Source organism: Massilia sp. NP310, from assembly GCF_019443485.1.
GTDB classification, from domain to species: domain Bacteria; phylum Pseudomonadota; class Gammaproteobacteria; order Burkholderiales; family Burkholderiaceae_D; genus Telluria; species Telluria timonae.
Genome location: NZ_CP080379.1, coordinates 702683 through 724386, shown reverse-complemented (window position 1 = coordinate 724386; position 21704 = coordinate 702683). Strand labels below are relative to the sequence as shown.

Sequence of the window (21704 nt, the reverse complement as noted above, 5' to 3'; positions counted from 1 at the left end):
TTATCGGTAATCGAGATGCGCGCTCATGGCCGCCATCTCGGCCACCATCCACTCGCGGAAACGCCGCACCTTGAGCATGTGCTCCTTGTGCGGATTGGCGAGAAAGCGGTAGCCGTTCGCGAACGGCACGCTGCGGCAGGGGATCAGGCGCAGCGCGCCGGAAGCGATGTCCTGGAACGCGATCCCGTACGGCACCAGGGCCACGCCCTGCCCGGCCACCGCGGCCTGCACCAGCACGCCCCAGTGGCTGTAGGCGCGCGAGAAATCGTAGTCCCCCTTGAGCGCCCGGTTCTCGTTGAGCAGCTGCAGCCAGGCTTCGGGCGAGTGCACGATCAACAGGCGATGCTCGGTGAGGTCGGCCAAGGTCAGCGCCGCCTGGCCGGGCGCCAGCAGCTCCGGGCTGTAGGCCGGCACCAGCCGCTCGCGGAACAGCACCGTCGGATCGCCGTCGGTCACGGGTCCGTAGCGGATCGCGACGTCGGTGCTGTCGGCCTGCAGGTCGACCGGGGCGTCGTTCGAATCGAGCCGGATGTCGAGCTCCGGATACAGTTTCGTGAAACGGTGCATGCGCGGCACCAGCCACTTGATCGCGAACGAATGGGTGGTGGCGATGCGCAGCACCGCCTCTTCGTCGCCGCTCTGCAAGGCGGTGACCTTGGCGCGCAGCTCGCCCAGCATGCGGGCGGTGGCGATCGCCAGTTCCTGCCCTTTTTCGGTGAGCGCGATGTGGCGCGGATGCCGCACGAACAGCGCGAAGCCGATGCTCTCCTCCAGCTGCTTGACCTGGAGGCTGACCGCGGCCGGCGTCTTGTGCAACTCGTGCGCGGCCAGCTTGAAACTGCCCCAGCGCGCGGCGCATTCGAAGTCGATCAGGCCGGAAAGACTGCGTAAGGCCTTCATTTGGCTTCCATGACTAAGTTTTTCTTATTCATTGACCTGTCTTTTTCTCGTTTGATGAATTGTACTGCCGCTAGGAAAATAGTGGTGATCACACAAGGAAGCGCCATGCCCAAGAATATTCTCGTGATCGGTGGAACCCGGTTTTTCGGCAAGCTGCTGGTGCAGCGCCTGGTCCGGGCCGGCCACCACGTCACCATCGCCACCCGCGGCTACGCGCCGGATCCCTTCGGCGCGCGCATCACGCGCGTCCGGGTCGACCGCCGCAACGAACACGCCATGCGCGCCGCCTTTGGCGGCGTGAAGTTCGACATCATCTATGACCAGATGTGCTATTCGCCGCTCGACGCGGCGATCTCGAGCCGCGTCTTCGGCGGCAACGTCGGGCGCTACGTCATGACCTCGACCATCGACGTCTACCGCGCGCTGGAACCGCAGTCGCAGGCCTTCGACGAGGAATCGCTGCATGTCGACGCCCAGCGGATCGATACCGCCTATCCATGGCACGATCCGGCGCACGCGACGGGCAGCTATGTCGCCGGCAAGGTGCAGGCCGAGGCTTATCTGTACCGCGCCGGCAGCATGCCGGTGGTGAGCGCGCGCCTCGGCCACGTGCTGGGAGGACCGGACGATTTCACCGGCCGCCTGGCCCATTATGTCGACCTGGTGCGCCAGGGCGCCGTGCTGCAGTACACCAGCGCCAGGGCGCGCACCTCCTTCCTGGAGGCGCGCGAGGCGGCCGACTTCCTGGTCTGGGCCGGCGCCCAGGACTTCACGGGGCCGGTAAACGCGGCGTCCGACGGCGCATTCTCGGCCTACGAGCTGCATGGCCGCGTGGCGGCGGCGCTGGGCGTCGCGGCGCGCACACGCAAGGTCGCCGCGGGCAGTCCGTCGCCGTTCGACCTGCTCACGCCGCTGACGCTCGACACCGGCCGCGCAACAGAACTCGGCTACCGCTTCAGCCATGCCGACGACTGGATCGACAGCGCGATCCGCCAACACGACCTGGCCTACGTCTGATCGACTGACCACCCAACACAACGCCGGCGCGAAGCCGGCGTTGTCGTTTTGGGTTCAGGCCTTCTTCGCCTTCTCGCGCGCCACCCACCACAGCAGCAGCACGATGGCGCCATACGGAATCATGCTGAGCCAGTTCGCGCTCTCTCCGGCGAAGAACGGGTTCGAGGCCTGGGCCCAGGCGCCGATCGCGGCGTCGAAGTCGGTGAACACGCCGGCCGTGATGGCGATGATGATGCCCGCCAGCGCGCCGCCGGCGATATAGCCCGAGGCCAGCAGCACGCCCGCGCTGCGGTCGCCCGCGGCCTGGCGCTCTTCCTCATTGAGATGCGCGTTGTGCGGCAGCTTGTTGTTGCGGCGATCGGCCAGCCAGCGCACGGTGCCGCCGATCGCGATCGGCAGGGTCGCCACCAGCGGCAGGTAGACGCCGACCGAGAACGCCAGCGAGGCGATGCCCGCCATTTCCAGCACGATCGCGATCATCACGCCGAACAGCACGAGGGTCCACGGCAGTTCCTGGTCCAGGATGCCCTTGATGATGTAGGACATCAAGACCGCCTTCGGCGCATCGTACTTCTTCACCTCGGTGCCGTCCGGACGCGTGCTGTGGTGGCCGTTGATGCCCGGGTCGACCAGGTACACCACCTTGCCCGCGGCGTCGACGAAGTACTTGCCGGCCGGGCCGCCCACGGTGTCCGTCTTGTGCCAGACTTTATAGGTGTTCGGGTCGTCCTTGGCCTGCGGGCCCTGCAGCTGCGCGGTGTCGGTCAGTTGGGAGGCGTCGACCGTGAGGCCGGGCGCCACCTGCGCCGCCGGCACGTAGACGGTGCCGGCTTCGTTCAGCTTGAGCAGGATCGGTCCCAGGATCAGGGCCGAGGCGAAGGCGCCGCACAGGATCGCATACTGCTGCATGCGCGGCGTGGAGCCGACCAGGTAGCCGGTCTTGAGGTCTTGCGAGGTGGTGCCGGCATTGCTGGCGGCGATGCAGACGATGGCGCCGACCGACAGCGCGGTCACGTAGTACTGGCCGCCGGTCCAGCCCATCACCAGGAAGATCAGGCAGGTGAACAGCAGGGTCGCCACGGCCATGCCCGAGATCGGGTTCGACGACGAGCCGATCTCGCCGGTCAGGCGCGACGAGACGGTGGCGAACAGGAAGCCGAACACCAGGATCAGCACCGCGCCCAGCACGTTCATGTGCAGCGGCGCGGCCAGCGAAATGATGGCGATGATGGCCAGGCAGCCGATCATCACCCACTTCATCGGGATGTCGCGGTCGGTGCGCAGCGACTCGTCGCCTTTCGAACCCTGCCTCACGCCTGCGAGGCCGCCGCGCAGGCCGTTCCAGATCGTCGGCAGCGAGCGCGCCAGCGAGATCAGGCCGCCGGCCGCCACCGCGCCGGCGCCGATATACAGGATGTACGAGGCGCGGATGTCGTCGCCCGTCATGTCGCGGATCGGGATCGTGGCTGGCGACAGCGGCACGGTCGCCAGCTCGCCGAAGAACTTGATCATCGGGACCAGCAGGAGCGAGGCCAGCACGCCGCCGGCCGCCATCGTGTAGGCGATGCGCGGGCCGATGATGTAGCCGACGCCCACCAGTTCGGGCGAGACTTCGGCGCCGATGCTGCCGGTCTTGAGCGGCGCGCCGAACTCGAAGTTGATGGTGTCGCGCCAGCCCTTGAACGACACGCTCAGGGTCTTATACAGGATGCCGATGCCGAAGCCGCCGAAGATCAGCATCGCGCGCCGCTTCGCCGTCTTCATGGCCTCGCTGCCTTCCGCGCTCGCCGAATCGCGCACTTCGCCGGCAGCCTCGCGCGAGACGTCGGTGGCGGCGGCCTTGAGCACCTCGGCGCAGGCCGTGCCTTCCGGGTATTTCAGTTCGCGGTGCTGGTCGACGATCAGCGTGCGGCGCAGCGGGATCATCATCAGGATGCCGAGCAGGCCGCCCAGCACGCCGACCAGCATCACGCGCGAGATCTCGAGGTCGAAACCGAGGATCATGATGGCCGGCATGGTCACGCCCAGGCCGAAGGCCAGCGATTCGCCGGCCGAACCGGCGGTCTGGGCCACGCTGTTCTCGAGGATCGTCGATTCGCGCGCGCCGAGCTTCTTCGCCATGCCGAACAGGGTGATCGCGATCACCGCCACCGGGATCGATGCGCTGACCGTCAGGCCCACTTTCAGCACCAGGTAGAGCGAGGACGCGCCGAAGATCATGCCCAGGATGACGCCCATGATCAGGGCGCGCGGGGTCATCTCGGGCAGCTGGGCGGTGGCGGGGATGTAGGGCTTGAAGCCCACCGGTTTCGAGTCGAATGGCATGGAATTCCTTCGTTACGGATGCGGCCCGCCATGCCGGCGGCGGACCAAAGCGAGAATATCGCACATGCACGAACGGAAAGAAAGCGCCGATTGAAAGCGATTATAATCGCCCGCTCATGGCCGTAAATATGGCGCAATAGCGAGAGTAAGGCAGTGAGCGACACCGACAAGAAGTCTGGACACCCAATCCGCATGAAACACATTCGTGCGTTCATCCTGATCGTGCTGGCAGCCGTGCTGCTGGTCGGCGCCGGCGCCGTGGTCTACGTGATGACGGCGATCCTGCCCAAGGTGCCGCCGATCGACGCCGTGACCGACTACCGTCCCAAGATCCCGCTGCGCATCTACACGGCCGACAATGTGCTGATCGGCCAGTTCGGCGTCGAGCACCGCGACTTCGTGCCGATCGCGAAGATCCCGCCGATGATGAAGACCGCCGTGCTGGCGATCGAGGACACGCGTTTCTATGAACACGGCGGCATCGACTTCATCCGCGCGCTGGGCGCGGCGCGCGCCAACCTGCGCGGCGGCTTCCGGCAAGGCGCGTCGACCATCACGATGCAGGTGGCGCGCAACTTCTTCCTCACCAACGAGAAGACCATCGCGCGCAAGCTCACCGAGATCGCGCTGGCCTACAAGATCGAGGACTCGCTCACCAAGGACCAGATCCTCGAGCTGTACATGAACCAGATCTACCTGGGCCAGCGCTCGTACGGCTTCTCGAGCGCGGCGCGCAGCTATTTCGGCAAGACGCTCGACCAGCTCACGCTGGCCGAGACCGCGATGCTGGCCGGCCTGCCCCAGAACCCCGCGCGCACCAATCCGGTGTCCAATCCCAAGCGCGCGCAGGCGCGCCAGCACGCCATCCTCAAGCGCCTGCTGGAACTGGGCGAGATCGATGAAGCCCGGTACCGCCAGGCCCTGGCCGAACCGCTGCGCGTCAAGCACGACGCCGGCCAATCCTTCGACACCCGCGCCGAATACGTGGCCGAGCTGGCGCGCCAGGCCGTCTACCAGCAATTCGGCGAAGACTCGTACACGCGCGGCATCACCGTCACCACCACCATCCTGGCGGCCGAGCAGAACGCCGCCTACGACTCGGTGCGGCGCAACGTGCTGGCCTACGACCAGCGCCATGGCTACCGCGGCCCGGAAGCGCGCATCGTGTTGCCGCTGGAAGCCGAGGAACGCGAGGAAGCGATCGTCGACGCGCTGCAGAAGCGCCCCGGCAGCGACGGCCTGCTGCCGGCCGTCGTGCTCGAGGCGAGTGCGCAGGAAGTGCTGGTCGATACGCTGGAGGGCGAAGAAGTCGCCATCCGCGGCGCCGGCCTCAGGTTCGCGGCCAATGCCTTGTCCGCCAAGGCGCGCGAGAACGTCAGGATCACCCCGGGCGCCATCGTCCGCATCAGCAAGCGCACTGACAAAGACAGGGATGGCGACTGGGCGATCACCCAGGTGCCGCAGGTGGCCGCGGCTTTCGTCGCGATCGACGCCGACACCGGGGCCTACCATGCGCTGGTGGGCGGCTTCGACTACAACCTGCAGAAGTTCAACCACGTGACCCAGGCCTGGCGCCAGCCGGGATCGAGCATCAAGCCCTTCGTGTATTCGGCGGCGCTGGAAAAAGGCTATTCGCCGACCACCCGCATCCTGGACGAGCCGATCGAGCTGCCCGGCGCCACGCTCGACACGCCCTGGACGCCGCAGAACGACGACGGCGTGTTCGACGGCGAGGTCACGCTGCGCCAGGCGCTGGTGAAATCGAAGAACGTGCCGACGGTGCGCGTGCTGCGCGCCGTGTCGGTCGACTTCGCCCATCAGTACCTGGAGCACTTCGGCTTCGACCTGGCGCGCCACCCAAAGAACTACACGATGGCGCTCGGCACCGGCGCCGTCACGCCGCTGCAGCTGGCTGGCGGCTATGCGGTGTTCGCCAACGGCGGCTACCGGGTCAAGCCCTACCTGATCGCGCGCATCCAGGACGGCAACGGCGCCGTCATCCTCGCGACCGCGCCGCCCCAAGCGAAGAACGAAGCCAATCGCGCAATCACCGCGCGCAACGCCTTCGTGGTCGACAGCATGCTGCGCGACGTGGCCCGCTTCGGCACCGCCGCCGGGGCCACCAGACAGCTGGGCCGGCAAGACCTGGCCGGCAAGACCGGCACCACCAACGATGCCGTCGACGGCTGGTTCGCCGGCTATGCGGGCAATGTGGTGGCGGTGTCGTGGATGGGCTATGACGAACCGCGTTCGCTGGGCGGGCGCGAGTTCGGCTCGACGCTCGCCATGCCGATCTGGATCGACTACATGCGGGCGGCGCTGGCCAAGGCGCCACCCGTGGAACGCACCCCGCCCGAGGACGTGGTGCACGACGGCGAAGACTGGATCTACCCTGAATTCATCGACGCCGGCGAGACGCGCACGATCGACATCGAGCAGGCGCCCGTCGAGCAGCCGCTGGACATCCCGCCCGGCAGCCAGGAAGTGCCGCCCGACGCCTCGCCGTTCGACGAACGGCCGGCCATCGAGGCTCTGCCGCAGGTGGCGCCGCAGGTAGGTCCGCCGCTGGCGCCGGCCCCTGCGCCAGCGGCCGGGCCAGCGCCGTCAAATCCACCACCCGCGCAAAACCCCATGTGGTAATCCATGTGGTAATCCATGTGGTAATCTCACCAGTTCCCGGCCAGCAGTCCGACGGCCGGCACGGGTGCGGTTCGCACAATTTCTCAGCAACACCTTCTCAGCAACACCTTCTCAGCAACACCTTCTCAGCAACACTCTCTCAGCAACACCTCACGCATCACTTCATGCATCACCTCACAGGAGCGGAACTCTAGTCACAATGATGGTGTCTGAATCTACGTAAGCGTACATGCGAGAACACCATGGAAATGATGCTGAAGACCGGCGCGGCAGCGCGCCGGCTTGGCGTGACACCCAAGACGTTGCAACGCTGGGATCGCTGTGGCACGTTCTCTCCATTGGCGCGTAGCCCAACCGGCCTGCGCCTCTATAGCGAAACGCAGATTGCTGAGCGGATCGGCTTGCAGTCACGCCCGGTGCCATACCGGATCATCGCTTACTGTAGGGTGTCTAGCGCTGCGCAAAAGCCTGATTTACGCAATCAGCGCCGGGTTCTGGAAGAATTTTGCACAGCCCGTGGACTGGCAAATGTCGAGTTCATCAAAGAGATCGGCGGCGGGCTCAATTTCAAGCGCCCGCGCTTGCTGGAGCTGACCGACGCGATCGGGCGAGGCGAGGTCCGCACCCTGGTGCTGGCGCATCGGGATCGCCTGGCGCGCTTCGGGTACGAATGGTTCGAACACATAGCGCACGTGCATGGCTGCGAGCTTCTCGTACTGAATCAGGAGCGCCTGTCCCCCGAGCAGGAAATGGTGCAAGACATGATGACCATCGTGCATTGCTTTTCAAGTCGTTTAGATGGGCTGCGCAACTATCGCCGCCAGTTGGATGTTGCATTGAACAAGGATGTGCGCAATGTTGCTGTCACATCGCATCCGGCTTGAAGCCACATCCGAGCAGCGCGACTATTTCGCACGTGCGGCAGGGACGGCGCGCAAGGTCTGGAACTGGGCGCTGGCAGAGTGGCAGCGGCAAACCGCGCTGGGCCAGCGGCCGGATGCCATGAAACTCAAGAAGCAATTCAATGGCATCAAGTATGCCCACCCGGACTGGCTCGACGCCGAAGGCAAACCGTGGTTGCGAACAATCCACCGCGATGCGCATGCACAGCCTTTCGCGCATCTTCAGCGAGCTTGGCGTCGCTACGTCGAGCAACGGCAAGCCGGCAAGAAAGCCTATCCACCGACGTTTAAACGGAAAGGTCGCTGCCGGGACGCGTTTTATATTGCCAACGACAAGATTCGTTTTGAGGGCAAGTGCGCCGTGCTGCCAAAGATCGGCGAGGTTTTGCTGACCGAGGTTCTACGGCTCCCCGGCAAGATCATGGGCGCCTGCATATCGCGCGAAGCCGACCATTGGTATCTGGCCGTGCAGGTCAAGCTACCGGAGCAACTGGCCCGTCTGCAGCGTCAGGGCGATGGCGTGGTTGGGGTCGATCTTGGCGTGAGCGCCGCGGCCGTTCTGTCCAGCGGCGAGAAGATCGCGGCCCCACGGCCGCTACGTGCAAGCCAGCGGCGCCTGCGCATCCGCTCGCGGCGCCATGCACGCAAGCTGAAAGCAGCGAAGGCCGGTGCCGGGATCACGGGCGCGATCCCGAAAGGGGTACGTTTGCCGGTGTCGCGCAACCGACAAAAGGATGCGCATGCGCTGGCGCGCCTAAATGCGCACATCACGCACGTACGCACCGATTTCATCCATAAGCTCACTACTCGACTGTGCCGCGAAAACCAAGCGATAGCGATCGAGGACCTGAACGTGAGCGGCATGCTGGCCAACGATCGGCTGGCGCGTGCGATCGCTGACGTTGGATTTTACGAGATCCGGCGTCAGCTCCAGTACAAGGCGCAACGTTACGACACGTTATTGGTGCTGGCGGATCGCTGGTATCCATCCAGCAAACTGTGTTCGACATGCGGCGCGCATTACACCGGGTTGAAACTCGGTGAGCGCAATTGGATTTGCGCCTGCGGTGTCCGTCACGACCGTGATGTGAACGCCGCGATCAATCTGCAACGGCTCGCCACCGACGCCCTCGTGGTGAGAACGGCGCTACCCGAGGCGAGTCATGCGGCAACGCATGGCACTGCCGCTGGAGCGGTTCCAGCGGCAGGCGGGAAAGTCACGCCTGTCAGGTACGAGCACGGTCAACAGGACGGCTCGGGGCAGGAAGAGAACGGTGCGCACGTTTAGGCACCTTTTCGATAGCAGATCATCATGGCGTATGTCGACGGTTTTGTTCTTCCCCTTCCCAAATCGAAACTCGACCAGTACCGGGCCCAGGCCGAGCTGTCGGGCAGCGTATGGCGCGACCACGGCGCGCTCGAATACCGCGAATGGATCGCGGACGACGTCAAGCCGGGCGAACACACCTCGTTCCCGCAGAGCGTCAAGCTGGAGGACGGCGAGACCGTCATCCTGGCCTGGGCGGTGTATGAATCGCGCAGCCACCGCGACGCCGTGCTGGAAAAAGTGATGCAAGACCCGCGCATGGCCGACATGATGAAGCCGGGCGGCGTGCCCTTCGACGGCAAGCGCATGTTCTTCGGCGGATTCGACAACCTGGTCGATCTGTAAGTACCGGGTGTGTCGGAACGGCACACCAACCGAAAATGTGACGCGACGAAGGCGCGCACGATTGACACCGCGCCTTTTCACATGCCAACATCTGTTTCTCATATTCAATAGCCGCGTCGCGGCTTCCGACACCATGACCGTTACGCCCCTCGCGTTCGACGCGCCCGACCTGGCTGCGCGCCTCGACCAATGCACGCCGGAACAACTCGACGCGCTCGACTTCGGCGTCATCGGCTTCGGCGCCGACACCAACGTCACGCTGTACAACGCCTTCGAATCCCAGGCGGCCGGCCTGTCGCCCCAGCGGGTGCTGGGCCAGCCCCTGTTCACGAACGTCGCGCCCTGCATGAACAATTTCATGGTGGCGCAGCGTTTCGAAGACGCCCAGGAAGACAACAGCGTGCTGGACGCCACGATCGACTACGTCCTGACCCTGCGCATGCGTCCGGTCAAGGTCGCGCTGCGCCTGCTGTCGAACCCGGGCGGGAGCCGGCGCTACGTGCTGGTCCAGCGCCAGCCACGGTAAGCCTGGATGAGCCGCGATGCACCCGATTTCGGCGCCGAGCACGAGGCGCTGATCCAGTTCCTGTACCTGGCGCCGGTGGGCCTGGTGCAGACGAACGTCCAGGGCGACGTCACCATGATGAACCCGGTCGCGGCCCAGCTCCTGATGCCGCTGTCGCACGACGGCGGCCTGGACAACCTGTTCACGGCACTGGCCCGGGTGGCGCCCGAGCTGCGCGAGCGCACTGCCCAGCATGGCGAACCCTACGGCAAGATTTGCGACGGCCTGCACGTCTACCTGGAAGCCGGCGCCGGCGCCAGGCGCGCGCCGCAGATCCTGGCGCTCACCCTGCTCAAGCTCGATCCCGAACGCGTGATGGCGGTGATCAACGACATCACCGAACAGGTGCGGCGCGAGCGCCGGCTGCGCCAGAACGACGCCTGGCTGAGCGCCATCCTGGCCGGGGTCCAGGATTACGCTCTGGCGAGTCTGGACCTGCAGGGCCGGCTGTGCGACTGGAACGCGAGTGTCGGACGCGTCACCGGTTTCGGCCCCGAGGCCGTCGGCCGGCCGTTCACGATCTTCTACCCGCCTGACACGATCGCGCTCGAATACCGCCAGGACCGCCTGCGCGAAGCCGACGCCAGCGGCTGGTCGTTCGACGAGGGCCGCCGCCTGCGCGCCGACGGCGCCGTGTTCTGGGGCAGCACGCTGGTGGCGCCGCTGCCCGAGCGCGAGCCGCTGCCCGGCGAGCTCGATGGCGCCGCCTGCTGCCCCGCCTATTGCCTGATTCTGCGCGATCTCGGCAAGCCACAAGACACGGCTGCGCGCCGCCAGGAGGACGCCCATGCAGCATGAGCCAGGCGACGCGTACGAAACACTGGTGCAGTTCCTGTACCGGGCCCCGATCGGCCTGGCGCAGACCACGCTCGACGGCACGGTCGAGATGCTCAATCCGATGGCCTCGAACCTCCTGATGCCGCTCGCCACCGACGCCGGCCTGGACAACTTGTTCGACCTGCTGGCGCCGGTCGCGCCGCAGCTGCCGGCGATGGTCGAGGCCTTCATCGAACCTTCCGGCATGATCTGCGAAGGCCTGCGCCTGCCGGTCGGCGTGCACCACGCCGCCAGCGGCTCGCTGCAGGTGCTGTCGCTGAACCTGACGAAGCTCGACCCCGAGCGCCTGATGGCCACCGTGGCCGACGCCACCTTCGAAGTCCAGCGCGAGCAAGAGATGCTGTCGCGCCGCCTGCGCAGCGCCGCCCGCACCGACAGCCTGACCCGCATGCCCAACCGCGCGGCGGTGCGCGACGAGCTGCAACGCCTGCTGGCACGGCCGCAGGACGGACTCGGCTTCGCGGTGCTCACCCTGAACTGCGATCGCTTCCGCCAGCTCAACGACAGCCTGGGCCAGGCCGGCGGCGACCAGCTGTTGATGCACATCGCCGACCGCCTGCGCGGCGCCCTGCGCCCGCCCACCACGATGATCGAGCCGGCCGCCCGCAGCGGCCAGCTCGCGGCGCGCATCGGCGGCGACGAATTCGTCGTGGTGCTGGACGGCCTGCGCGCGCGGCACGACGCCGAGCGGGTCGCGCTGCGCCTGCTGGAAGCACTCGCCCATCCCTATGTGATCGGCGGCCACGAGATCGTGTGCAGCGCCAGCCTGGGGCTGGCCTGGGGGCCGGATGCGGCGGCGCTCGATATGCGCGATGAGCACGATCCCGACAGCCTGCTGCGCGACGCCGGCATCGCGATGGTCGAGGCCAAGCGCGCCGGCGGCAACCGGCATGCCGTGTTCGAAGCCTGCATGCGCGAGCGCGCGGCGCGGCGCGCCGACATCGAGGCCGACCTGCGCCAGGCCCTGGCCGAGGAACAGCTGTTCGTGGTCTACCAGCCGGTGGTGCGCCTGCTGCCGGACGGCGGCGTCGATCGCGCCGCCGGGGTCGAGGCGCTGGTGCGCTGGCGCCATCCGCAGCGCGGCATCGTGCCGCCGATCGAATTCATCCAGGTGGCAGAAGAGTGCGGCCTGATCGGCGCGCTGGGCGACTTCGTGCTGGCGCGCGCCTGCCGCGACTTCATGGACTGGCAGGCCAGCCTTGGCGCCGCGGCGCCGGGCCTGATGGCGGTCAACCTGTCACGCGCCCAGCTCGGCCAGGCCGGCTGGGTCGACAGCGTCGCCGCCGTGCTGGCCGCGACCGGCATGCCGGCCGCCAGCCTGCAGCTCGAAGTCACCGAAAGCCTCGCGGCCCAGGACCAGGACACGCAACTGCGCCTGCACGAGCTGAAGGCGCTCGGCGTCAAGCTCGCGCTGGACGATTTCGGCACCGGCTACTCGTCGCTGTCGAGCCTGCACCTGCTGCCGGTGGACACGGTCAAGATCGACCGCTCCTTCGTGTGCCAGGCCGACACCAGCTCGCACCACCGGGTGCTGATCGAGGCCACCGTGAAGGTCGCCCAGAGCCTGGGCATGACGACCGTGGCCGAAGGCATCGAGACCCGCTCGCAGCTCGACGTGGTGCGCGACCAGCGCTGCGACAAGGTGCAGGGATATTATTTCAGCCGGCCACTGCCGGCGGCGGAACTGCTCGACTGGCTCGCCTTGGAAACAGCCACAGCCTGATAAGATGGATTCCTACAGGGGTATCCGATGTGTTCCTATTCTCGCGTCGCGGCGGCGTTGCGAGAATACAAACATTCAAGCACCCAAGGAGAACACCATGAAACGCACCGTTCAAAGCGCAGTTCTCGCCGGCATGATGGCATTTGGCCTGGCCGCCTGCAACACGACCGACACCACGACCGATTCGATGCGCGGCAGCACCGGCACCGGCGCGACCACCGGCAGCGGGGTGCAAACCCCGAGCACCAACGGCGGCGCAAACAGCTGGAATTCGGGCGCGAACGGCGCCAGCGGCGTCAATGCCGCCGCGGGCACCACCAGCAACAACCAGCAGACCACGGACATGCCTGTCAGCCGCTGAGTCGCAGCGCCTGAATTGGGCTCACAATGCGTGAGCCTGATCCTACAGGTATTGACGTTGTCTTCCTATTTCATGTGTACGGCTGACCTCGCATGATGAGCAACCTCACCAATCAAGGAGAAGCACGATGAAGACGATCCAGACCGTACTGCTGGGCGGCGTGATGGCCTTTGCCCTGGCCGCCTGCAACACCACCGACTCGACCGGCACCACCAGCGGTTCCTCGTCCATGGGCACGACCCAGGCTGGTTCGACCGGCAACCCGACCGTCGATGCACAGATGGGCATCAGCCCGAACGACGTGCAGAATACCGGTCCGGCCAACGCCACCGGCAGTGCCTCGACCCCGACCAATACCGGTCACACGACCACCGGCTCGAACAACGGCCAGTAAGCGTTGCAACAGCAAACGGCCCGGCGCCGCGCAAGCGGCGGCCGGGCCGTTTGCTGTTCGCTGTAGAATGGAATCATGCCCACTTCGCTGAACTTCGCACGCCCATGAAACGCTGGCTCGCCCGCCTGTTCGGCACGCGCGACGCGGGCGTACCGATCGCCGTTCCTGCCGACATCGCGGGAAATCGTCCCGGCGCCGCCGCCGACGATCCGACACTGGCGGAACTCGACCTCGATCTCGCTTTCTTCCACTGGCTGGCCGGCCCGCACGTGACAGGGCGTCCCGCCCCCGACGGCCCCGTGCTCGACGAGCTGGCGCGCCTGGCGCGCGATCCGCACGGCGCGGCGGCGCTGGTGCCGCGGGTGCCCGCCGTGATTCCGCAACTGCTGCGCAGCCTGCGCTCGGATGCGACGGGCGCCGGCGCGCTGGCGCGCCAGGTGGCCCAGGACCCGGTGCTGGTCGCCGAGGTGATCCGCGAGGTGAACAGCCCTTATTACCAGCCCGCGTCCCCCATCCGCAGCCTCGAGGGCGCGGTGCTGCTGCTGGGGCAGAACGGCTTGCGCATGTTGCTGGCGCGGGTCGCCTTTCGACCGATCATCAGCCAGCAGGCCGGACCGCTGCTGCGGCTGCTCGCGCCGCCACTGTGGCGCCAGTCCGAACTGTGCGCGCAGGCCGCCGGCCTGCTGGCGCCGCGTCACGGGGCCGATCCCTTCGAGGCCTATCTGGCGGGCCTGATGCACAACGTCGGGCTGATGGTGGCCTTTCGCGTGGTCGAGCAGCTGGTGCCGCCGGGCGCCCTGCCCGACGCCGATGACTTCGGCGCGCGCCTGGTGGCGGCGGCGCGCCTGATCTCGGCCCGTATCGCCGACGAGTGGGAACTGCCGCCGGCGATCGGCCACGCGATCGCGCACCCCGGCGACGCCGGCGCCCTGCCGACCCTGCTGCAGGACGCCGACCGGCTGGCCAAGCTGCAGATGCTGGCCATGGGCAGCCAGCCCCTGTTCGTGCGCGCCGTGCTCGCGCTGCCGCCCGAGGCGCGCCACGTCTACGACCGACTCCTCGAACAATCCGACCGACAGGACGCCTGAATGCCCTTTCCCATCGAAGAAAAACTCGTGATCGGCGTCGCCTCCAGCGCGCTGTTCGACCTGTCCGAATCGCACCAGGTCTATCTCGAACATGGGCCCGACGAGTACCGCGCCTACCAGGAACGCCAGCGCGACGTCGTGCTGGCGCGCGGCGTGGCCTTTCCGTTCATCCGGCGCTTCCTCAGCATCAACAAGTGCTTCCCGCAGCAGGCGCCGGTCGAAGTCGTCCTGTTCTCGCGCAACTCGCCCGAGACGGGGCTGCGCGTGATGCGCTCGATGGCCCACTACGGGCTCGATATCTCGCGCGCAGTGTTCATGACCGGCAAATCGCCCTACCCCTACCTGCCGGCCTTCAACGCCGCGCTGTTCCTGAGCGCGAACGAGGAAGACGTCAAGAGCGCGATCGACGTCGACTATCCGGCCGGCCTGGTGCTGCCCTCGCGCATCGCCGACGAGGAAGACGACATCGAGCTGCGGGTGGCCTTCGACTTCGACGGCGTGCTGGCCGACGACGAATCCGAGACGGTTTACAAGCGCGACGGCCTGGGCGAGTTCCACGCCCACGAGACGCTGCACGTGGCGCGCCCTCACCAGCCCGGCCCGCTGGCCGGCATGTTCCGCAAGCTGGCCATGCTGCAGCAACTCGAAAAGGCCGCCGAGCGCGACGACCCGGACTACCGCCGCATCGTGCGCATCGCCATCATCACGGCGCGCAGCGCGCCCGCGCACGAGCGCGTCGTCACCACCCTGGGCAGCTGGGGCGTGTCGGCCGACGAGACCTTCTTCCTGGGTGGGATGGACAAGAGCCGCGTGCTGTCGGTGTTCAAGCCGCATATCTTCTTCGACGACCAGCTCGCCCACCTCGACTCCGGACCCGGCGCCACGATCCCGATGGTGCACGTGCCGTTCGGGATCGCGAACCGGCGCGCGGCCGATACGGTGTCCGCAGCGCCTACAGCCGAGGCAACGCCAGCAGGCGATCCAGCTCCGGCTGCATAGCCCTGGCCCAAATGGCATAGCCGGCTTCGTTCGGGTGCAGCCAGTCCGGCATCACGTTCGCCGGCAGGCTGCCGTCCGCTCCCAGGAAAGCCTTGTTCACGTCCAGGAAGAACACGCGACGCCCGTCCGCCAGGGCCGGCAGACGCGCATTGACCTGCTCGTTGAGGCGCCGCAGCGGACCGTCGGCCGCCGCATCGCGCGGGAAGATCGCCAGCAGCAGGATCCGCGTGCGGGGCAGGCGCGCCTTGAGTTCTTCGAGATTGCGTTCGATGCCGGCCGCCGTGATGGCGGGGAAGTCGCGGCGATGCCCGGTGTTGTTGGTGCCGATCAGGAGCACCGCCACCCTTGGATCGATGCCGTCCACTTCGCCGTGCTGCAGGCGCCACAGCACGTTCTCGGTGCGGTCGCCGCCGAAACCCAGCGCCAGCGCATGGTGGCGCGCATAATGCTGCTGCCATACCTGCGCGCCCTCCTTTTCCCAGCCCTGGGTGATCGAATCGCCGATGAAGACCAGTTGCGGGCTGCGGCCCTCAAGCACCATGCGCCGGGCCTCTTCCAGCTTTTGCCGATGGCGCGGCAGCCACCAGGCGGTGGACCACGATTCGTTGAGGGTGTCGGGCGTGACGGCCACCGTGCGCCAGTCGGGGCATGGGGTATTGGGCGTGCCGGCCTGGGAGAATGCCACGTTGGCGATGGCGACCTGGCCGCTGCCGGTGCCTTCGAGCAGGAAGGGTCGCTTCACGGCGCCAAAATCGTCGCCGTCGCGGGCGAAGCACGACATCGACAGCACGATGCGCTGCCATCCCTTGCCCTCGGCGGCGCGTCCCGGCAGCACGTAGGACACGTGGCGCTCGCAGTCGTCGCCGCAACCGACCCGGAACAGGATCCCGCCCTGGTCCAGCGCATCCACCTTGAGGTCGAAGGCCAGGGTGCCGGCCGCCAGGTAGGGCCGCAGGTCGAACGGCGGACCGGCAAAGCGCACGCCGCTTTTCCAGATCCTGTTCCAGCGCAGGGTCAAGGCCTTGCCGCCGCCCGGCCCTTCGCCGCGCGCCAGTTCGATCGCGCTGCCGGGGAATGTGTCGCGGATGCCCGCAGCGGCGTCGACGCGTTCGCCCAGCAGGACATGCTCGGTATCGGGAGCGACCGCCGATATGGTCACGCCCTGACGCGGCGCGCCGTCGAACAAGACCAGGTCGACGGGCGGCGCCGCATGCGCCAGCGCGGGCAGCATGGATGCGATCGATAGGGATACGGCGGCCAGGCCTGCGCGCATGAAGGTCTCCTGTATTTATTTTGTGGAAACAGGATCATGCGCGACTTTCAGCCCGACCACAACCACTGCGCTTCTTCAGGCGCGGCAGATCCAGCCGCGGAGCACGCCCCCGAGGCCAGCACCGCCAGGCTGGCGCACCCGGTCGCCGTGCGCCGCGACCAGTTGCCGCGCCAGCTCGATCATCGCGGCCGACGGATCGACGCCGTCGAAGGTCCACGCCGGCTGGCCGTCCGCGAACGCCTTCAGTTCCAGGCCGCCGCCGGCGTCCAGCACCAGCACCCGCGCATCAAACGGCGCGCGCTCGGCCAGCAGGACCCGCGCCATGCGCTGCATGTCGGCGAAGCCGGGGACGAATTTCGGCGGGCCTTCGTGGTAGCGCGCCACCATCGCCGGATCGTGAAAATGGGACATTGGATTCCTTATCGGGCTTTTTCGTAACTTAGAATATTACGTTAACGGGGTCGATGCAAGCGTCGGGGCGCACGTGAAGGCGATCCATTGCGCCTTCGTCTATAATTGACGCCTACTTTTGACGCGAACGTAACAGCACGCTGCATGCCCTTCGATCTCAAGAAGCACCTCCCCAAGCCAGGTCACCGTTTCGTCCTGCCGCTGGCGCACGGCTCGTCCGACGCCTATGCCCTCGCCACCGCCGCGCTGGCCCTGAAGGCCAACGGCCAGATGCTCACCGTCGTCGTCGCCAATGCGAGCGACGGCCAGCGCCTGCTCGACGAAATCCCCTGGTTTGCCGACGGCAAGCTGTCCTGCCACCTGCTGCCCGACTGGGAAACGCTGCCTTACGACGCGTTCTCGCCGCACCAGGACCTGGTGTCGGAACGGCTGGCCACCCTGCACGAGATCCGCAACGGCCAGTGCGACGTGCTGGTGGCGCCGGCCACCACGGCGCTGGTGCGCCTGGCGCCGCCCTCGTTCCTGGCCGCTTACACCTTCTTCTTCCGCCAGGGCGAACGCCTGGACGAGGCGAAGCTCAAGGCCCAGCTGACGCTGGCGGGCTATACCCACGTGTCGCAAGTGATGTCGCCCGGCGAGTACTCGGTGCGCGGCGGCCTGATCGACCTGTTCCCGATGGGTTCCGTGCTGCCGTACCGGCTCGACCTGTTCGGCGACGAGATCGAATCGATCCGCACCTTCGACGCCGACACCCAGCGCTCGCTGTATCCGGTGAAAGAGGTGCGCCTGCTGCCGGGCCGCGAGTTCCCGATGGACGACGCGGCCCGCACCGCCTTCCGCGGCCGCTGGCGCGAGCGGTTCGAGGGCGACCCGACCCGCTCGCCGATCTACCGCGACATCGGCAACGGCATCGCCTCGGCCGGCATCGAATACTACCTGCCGCTGTTCTTCGAAGAGACGGCCAACCTGTTCGACTACCTGCCGGGCGATGCTCCAGTGGCCCTGGTGGGCGACATCGACGCGGCGATCCAGCGCTTCTGGCTCGACACCGAGTCGCGCTACCGCTTCCTCAAGAGCGACCGTGAGCGTCCGATCCTGGAGCCGCACGAGCTGTTCCTGGGCGCCGAGCAGTTCTTCACCTGCATCAAGCCGCACGGCCGCTGGAATATCGCGCGCGATCCGGCCGCCCCAGCCTCGGAGCTGTCGGCGCCGATCCCCGACATCGCCGTCAACCGGCGCCTGGACGATCCGCTGACCAATCTGCGCGCCTACCTGCAGCGCAGCGACACCCGCGTGATGATCTGCGCCGATTCGGCCGGCCGCCGCGAGACCCTGCAGCAGTACTTCGGCGAATACAGGCTGGAGCTGGCGCCGGTCGAGGGCTTCGAGGGCTTCCGCCAGAGCGACGCCAGGCTCGCGCTGGGCGTGGCGCCGCTGCAGGCCGGCTTCGAGCTGCTCGACGCCGAATCGGGCCACCTGGTCTTCATCACCGAAACCGAGCTGTATGCGGGTTCGGGCCGGCGCGCCGGCAAGAAGAAGCAGGAAGCGACCAGCCAGGTCGAGTCGATGGTGCGCGACCTGTCGGAGCTCAAGATCGGCGATCCGGTGGTCCACATCAACCATGGCATCGGCCGCTACATGGGTCTGACCAGCATGGACCTGGGCGAAGGCGAGACCGAGTTCCTGCACCTGGAATACGCCAAGGACACGAAGCTCTACGTGCCGGTCTCGCAGCTGCACGTGATCTCGCGCTATTCCGGCACCTCGCCCGAGGACGCGCCGCTGCATACGCTCGGCTCGGGCCAATGGGAAAAGGCCAAGCGCAAGGCCGCCGAGCAGGTGCGCGACACCGCCGCCGAACTCCTGAACCTGTACGCGCGGCGCGCCGCGCGCCAGGGCCACTCGTTCGAGTACTCGAGCATCGACTACGAGAACTTCGCCCAGAGCTTCGGCTTCGACGAGACCCCGGACCAGGCGGAGGCGATCAACAACGTCATCAAGGACATGACCTCGGGCCGGCCGATGGACCGCCTGGTGTGCGGCGACGTCGGCTTCGGCAAGACCGAGGTCGCGCTGCGCGCCGCCTTCATCGCCGTCATGGGCGGCAAGCAGGTCGCGATCCTGGCCCCGACCACCCTGCTGGCCGAGCAGCACGCCCAGACCTTCGCCGACCGCTTCGCCGACTGGCCGGTCAAGATCGCCGAGCTGTCGCGTTTCCGCACCGGCAAGGAGATCAACAACGCGATCAAGGGCATGGCCGACGGCACGCTCGACATCGTGATCGGCACCCATAAACTGCTGTCGCCTGACGTGAAATTCACGCGCCTCGGGCTGGTGATCATCGACGAGGAACACCGCTTCGGCGTGCGCCAGAAAGAGGCGCTCAAGGCCCTGCGCGCCGAGGTCGACGTGCTGACGCTGACCGCCACGCCCATCCCGCGCACCCTGGGCATGGCGCTGGAAGGCTTGCGCGATTTCTCGATCATCGCCACCGCGCCGCAGAAGCGCCTGGCGATCAAGACGTTCGTGCGCAGCGAAGACGGCTCGATCATCCGCGAAGCCTGCCTGCGCGAACTGAAGCGCGGCGGCCAGATCTACTTCCTGCACAACGAAGTCGACACCATCGAGAACCGCCGCGCGATGCTGCAAGAGCTGCTCCCGGAGGCGCGCATCGGCGTGGCCCACGGCCAGATGCACGAGCGCGACCTCGAGAAGGTCATGCGCGACTTCGTGGCCCAGCGCTTCAACATCCTGCTGTGCACGACCATCATCGAGACCGGCATCGACGTGCCGACCGCGAACACGATCATCATGCACCGCGCCGACAAGTTCGGCCTGGCCCAGCTGCACCAGCTGCGCGGCCGCGTCGGCCGTTCGCACCACCAGGCCTATGCCTACCTCCTGGTGAACGACCTGTCGAACCTGACCAAGCAGTCGCAGCGCCGCCTGGACGCGATCCAGCAGATGGAAGAACTGGGCAGCGGCTTCTACCTCGCCATGCACGACCTGGAAATCCGCGGCGCCGGCGAGGTGCTGGGCGAGAACCAGTCCGGCGAGATGCTCGAAGTGGGCTTCCAGCTGTATTCCGACATGCTCAACGAGGCAGTGCGCGCGCTCAAGGCCGGCAAGGAGCCGGACCTGGCGGCGCCGCTGTCGTCGACCACCGAGATCAACCTGCACGTGCCGGCCCTGCTGCCCGCCGACTACTGCGGCGACGTGCACGAGCGGCTGTCGATCTACAAGCGCCTGGCCAATTGCGAGAGCCAGGACCGCATCGACGGCATGCAAGAGGAGTTGATCGACCGCTTCGGCAAGATGCCGGATGCGGTGAAGGCGCTGGTCGAGACGCACCGCCTGCGCATCGCGGCCAGGAGCGTGGGCATCGTCAAGATCGACGCCCATGGCGAGGCGGCCAGCCTGCAGTTCATGGAACAGCCGCCGATCGACCCGATCAAGATCATCACGCTGATCCAGAAGAACCGCCAGGTCAAGCTGGCCGGCCAGGACAAGCTGCGCATCACGGCCAGCATGCCCGACCTGGCGGCGCGCGTGAACCAGATCAAACAGACCATCAAACAACTGCTCGCCTGACGAGAACGACATTCATGACCACGAACCTGGTGCTGCAAGGACCGCAGGCTGACCAACAGACTCTCGAACGCCTGGCGCGGCTGGCCAAGCCGCAACGATTGACCGCGCTCGGCGCGCGCTGCCTGCGCGCCGAAGGCGTCGAATACAGCGCCGCGCTCAGGCAGGAGATCGACGCCGCCGCCTTCGAGGCCGGCGTCGACGCCACCTTCATCGCGGCCGGCCGCACATTGGCCGACTTCAGGCTGGTGGCGATGGACATGGATTCCACCCTGATCACCATCGAGTGCATCGACGAGATCGCCGACATGCAGGGCCTCAAGCCGCAGGTGGCCGCGATCACCGAGGCCGCGATGCGCGGCGAGCTCGATTTTTCGGAGAGCCTGACGCGGCGCGTCGCCTTGCTCGAGGGCCTGGACGCGGGCGCGCTGCAGCGCGTCTACGACGAACGCCTGCGCATCTCGATGGGCGGCGAAGCGATGCTGCAGGCGGTGCAGGCGGCCGGCCTCAAGACCCTGCTGGTGTCGGGCGGCTTCACCTTCTTCACCGACCGTCTCAAGCCGCGCCTGGGCCTGGACCACACCCACGCCAACGTGCTCGAAGTCATCGACGGCAGGCTGAGCGGCCGCGTGCTAGGCGGCATCGTCGACGCCGAGGAAAAGAAGCGCACGGTGCTGCGCGTGTGCGCGGAACTCGGCATCGATCCAGCGCAGGCGATCGTCATGGGCGACGGCGCCAACGACCTCAGGATGATGGGCGTCGCCGGCCTGTCGGTGGCCTTCCGCGCCAAGCCGGTGGTGCGCGAGCAGGCCAATGTCGCCCTCAATTTCTCGGGCCTGGACGGCTTGCTGAACATTCTCGCCTGACCTTTCTGCATTGCTGTTCCTGGGCATCTGCTGATTTTTAGCTGGCAACCCTGCCCATCAGAAATCCGCACGACGCAGCGCAAACAATATAAGCGACCGTACCCGCGTCGCATGCGCTCTGCGCTATCGTGGACTGGCGCGCG

18 protein-coding genes are annotated in these 21704 nt (G+C 66.9%); 14 read left to right on the top strand and 4 right to left on the bottom strand.

Features of this window, described 5'->3' with window-relative positions:
* Positions 1-900, bottom strand: a complete 900-nt coding sequence (locus tag KY496_RS03365; protein WP_219863869.1) for a LysR substrate-binding domain-containing protein — start codon at positions 898-900, stop codon at positions 1-3.
* Positions 901-1005: 105 nt separating this feature from the next.
* Here KY496_RS03365 and KY496_RS03360 point away from each other — a divergent pair, with 105 nt between their 5' ends.
* Complete coding sequence (locus KY496_RS03360) at positions 1006-1917, top strand: NAD-dependent epimerase/dehydratase family protein (protein ID WP_219863868.1); 912 nt, start codon at positions 1006-1008, stop codon at positions 1915-1917.
* Between the two features lie 54 nt (positions 1918-1971).
* Here KY496_RS03360 and KY496_RS03355 read toward each other — a convergent pair whose 3' ends face one another.
* Positions 1972-4242, bottom strand: a complete 2271-nt coding sequence (locus KY496_RS03355; protein WP_219863866.1) for an OPT family oligopeptide transporter — start codon at positions 4240-4242, stop codon at positions 1972-1974.
* A 192-nt stretch (positions 4243-4434) separates the two neighbouring features.
* On the opposite strand from KY496_RS03355, the gene KY496_RS03350 reads away from it, so the two are divergent.
* The 11 genes from KY496_RS03350 to KY496_RS03300 all read left to right on the top strand — a co-directional run bounded on the left by KY496_RS03350 (position 4435) and on the right by KY496_RS03300 (position 15423).
* Positions 4435-6882: a penicillin-binding protein 1A gene (locus KY496_RS03350; RefSeq protein ID WP_229520405.1), complete on the top strand. Its 2448-nt coding sequence runs from the start codon at positions 4435-4437 to the stop codon at positions 6880-6882.
* 242 nt (positions 6883-7124) lie between these two features.
* The gene (locus KY496_RS03345; protein WP_005668480.1) at positions 7125-7766 is read left to right on the top strand and encodes an IS607 family transposase; all 642 of its coding nucleotides are present in this window, start codon (positions 7125-7127) and stop codon (positions 7764-7766) included.
* Positions 7738-9072: an RNA-guided endonuclease TnpB family protein gene (locus tag KY496_RS03340; protein WP_184237518.1), complete on the top strand. Its 1335-nt coding sequence runs from the start codon at positions 7738-7740 to the stop codon at positions 9070-9072. Before KY496_RS03345 ends, KY496_RS03340 begins: the two co-directional genes overlap by 29 nt.
* Positions 9073-9096: 24 nt before the next feature.
* Positions 9097-9456 carry a DUF1428 domain-containing protein gene (locus KY496_RS03335; protein ID WP_184237523.1) on the top strand — a complete coding sequence of 120 codons (360 nt, stop codon included), beginning with the start codon at positions 9097-9099 and terminating at the stop codon, positions 9454-9456.
* A gap of 133 nt (positions 9457-9589) precedes the next feature.
* A complete protein-coding gene (locus KY496_RS03330) occupies positions 9590-9982 on the top strand; it encodes a PAS domain-containing protein (protein WP_005670224.1) in 393 nt (130 codons plus the stop codon).
* 6 nt (positions 9983-9988) lie between these two features.
* Positions 9989-10819, top strand: coding sequence for a PAS domain S-box protein (locus KY496_RS03325; protein ID WP_219863862.1), 831 nt, complete (start codon positions 9989-9991; stop codon positions 10817-10819).
* Positions 10809-12581: a bifunctional diguanylate cyclase/phosphodiesterase gene (locus KY496_RS03320; RefSeq protein WP_219863861.1), complete on the top strand. Its 1773-nt coding sequence runs from the start codon at positions 10809-10811 to the stop codon at positions 12579-12581. Before KY496_RS03325 ends, KY496_RS03320 begins: the two co-directional genes overlap by 11 nt.
* Before the next feature lie 97 nt (positions 12582-12678).
* Positions 12679-12942 (top strand): hypothetical protein, encoded by a 264-nt coding sequence (locus tag KY496_RS03315; protein WP_184237529.1) that lies wholly within the window; start codon positions 12679-12681, stop codon positions 12940-12942.
* Positions 12943-13069: 127 nt separating this feature from the next.
* Entirely contained in the window at positions 13070-13336 is a 267-nt protein-coding gene (locus tag KY496_RS03310; protein WP_005670219.1) for a hypothetical protein, read from the top strand.
* Positions 13337-13440: 104 nt separating this feature from the next.
* Positions 13441-14424 carry an HDOD domain-containing protein gene (locus tag KY496_RS03305; protein ID WP_219863858.1) on the top strand — a complete coding sequence of 328 codons (984 nt, stop codon included), beginning with the start codon at positions 13441-13443 and terminating at the stop codon, positions 14422-14424.
* Positions 14425-15423 carry a 5'-nucleotidase gene (locus tag KY496_RS03300; RefSeq protein WP_219863857.1) on the top strand — a complete coding sequence of 333 codons (999 nt, stop codon included), beginning with the start codon at positions 14425-14427 and terminating at the stop codon, positions 15421-15423.
* Here KY496_RS03300 and KY496_RS03295 read toward each other — a convergent pair.
* Positions 15377-16696, bottom strand: a complete 1320-nt coding sequence (locus KY496_RS03295; protein WP_219863856.1) for a GDSL-type esterase/lipase family protein — start codon at positions 16694-16696, stop codon at positions 15377-15379. The genes KY496_RS03300 and KY496_RS03295 overlap by 47 nt on opposite strands.
* A gap of 75 nt (positions 16697-16771) precedes the next feature.
* Positions 16772-17107 carry a class I SAM-dependent methyltransferase gene (locus KY496_RS03290; RefSeq protein ID WP_005670209.1) on the bottom strand — a complete coding sequence of 112 codons (336 nt, stop codon included), beginning with the start codon at positions 17105-17107 and terminating at the stop codon, positions 16772-16774.
* A gap of 144 nt (positions 17108-17251) precedes the next feature.
* Here KY496_RS03290 and mfd point away from each other — a divergent pair, with 144 nt between their 5' ends.
* Positions 17252-20698: a transcription-repair coupling factor gene (gene mfd, locus KY496_RS03285; RefSeq protein WP_184237544.1), complete on the top strand. Its 3447-nt coding sequence runs from the start codon at positions 17252-17254 to the stop codon at positions 20696-20698.
* Between the two features lie 14 nt (positions 20699-20712).
* Positions 20713-21561: a phosphoserine phosphatase SerB gene (gene serB / locus KY496_RS03280; RefSeq protein WP_219863854.1), complete on the top strand. Its 849-nt coding sequence runs from the start codon at positions 20713-20715 to the stop codon at positions 21559-21561.
* Positions 21562-21704: the final 143 nt, after the last annotated feature.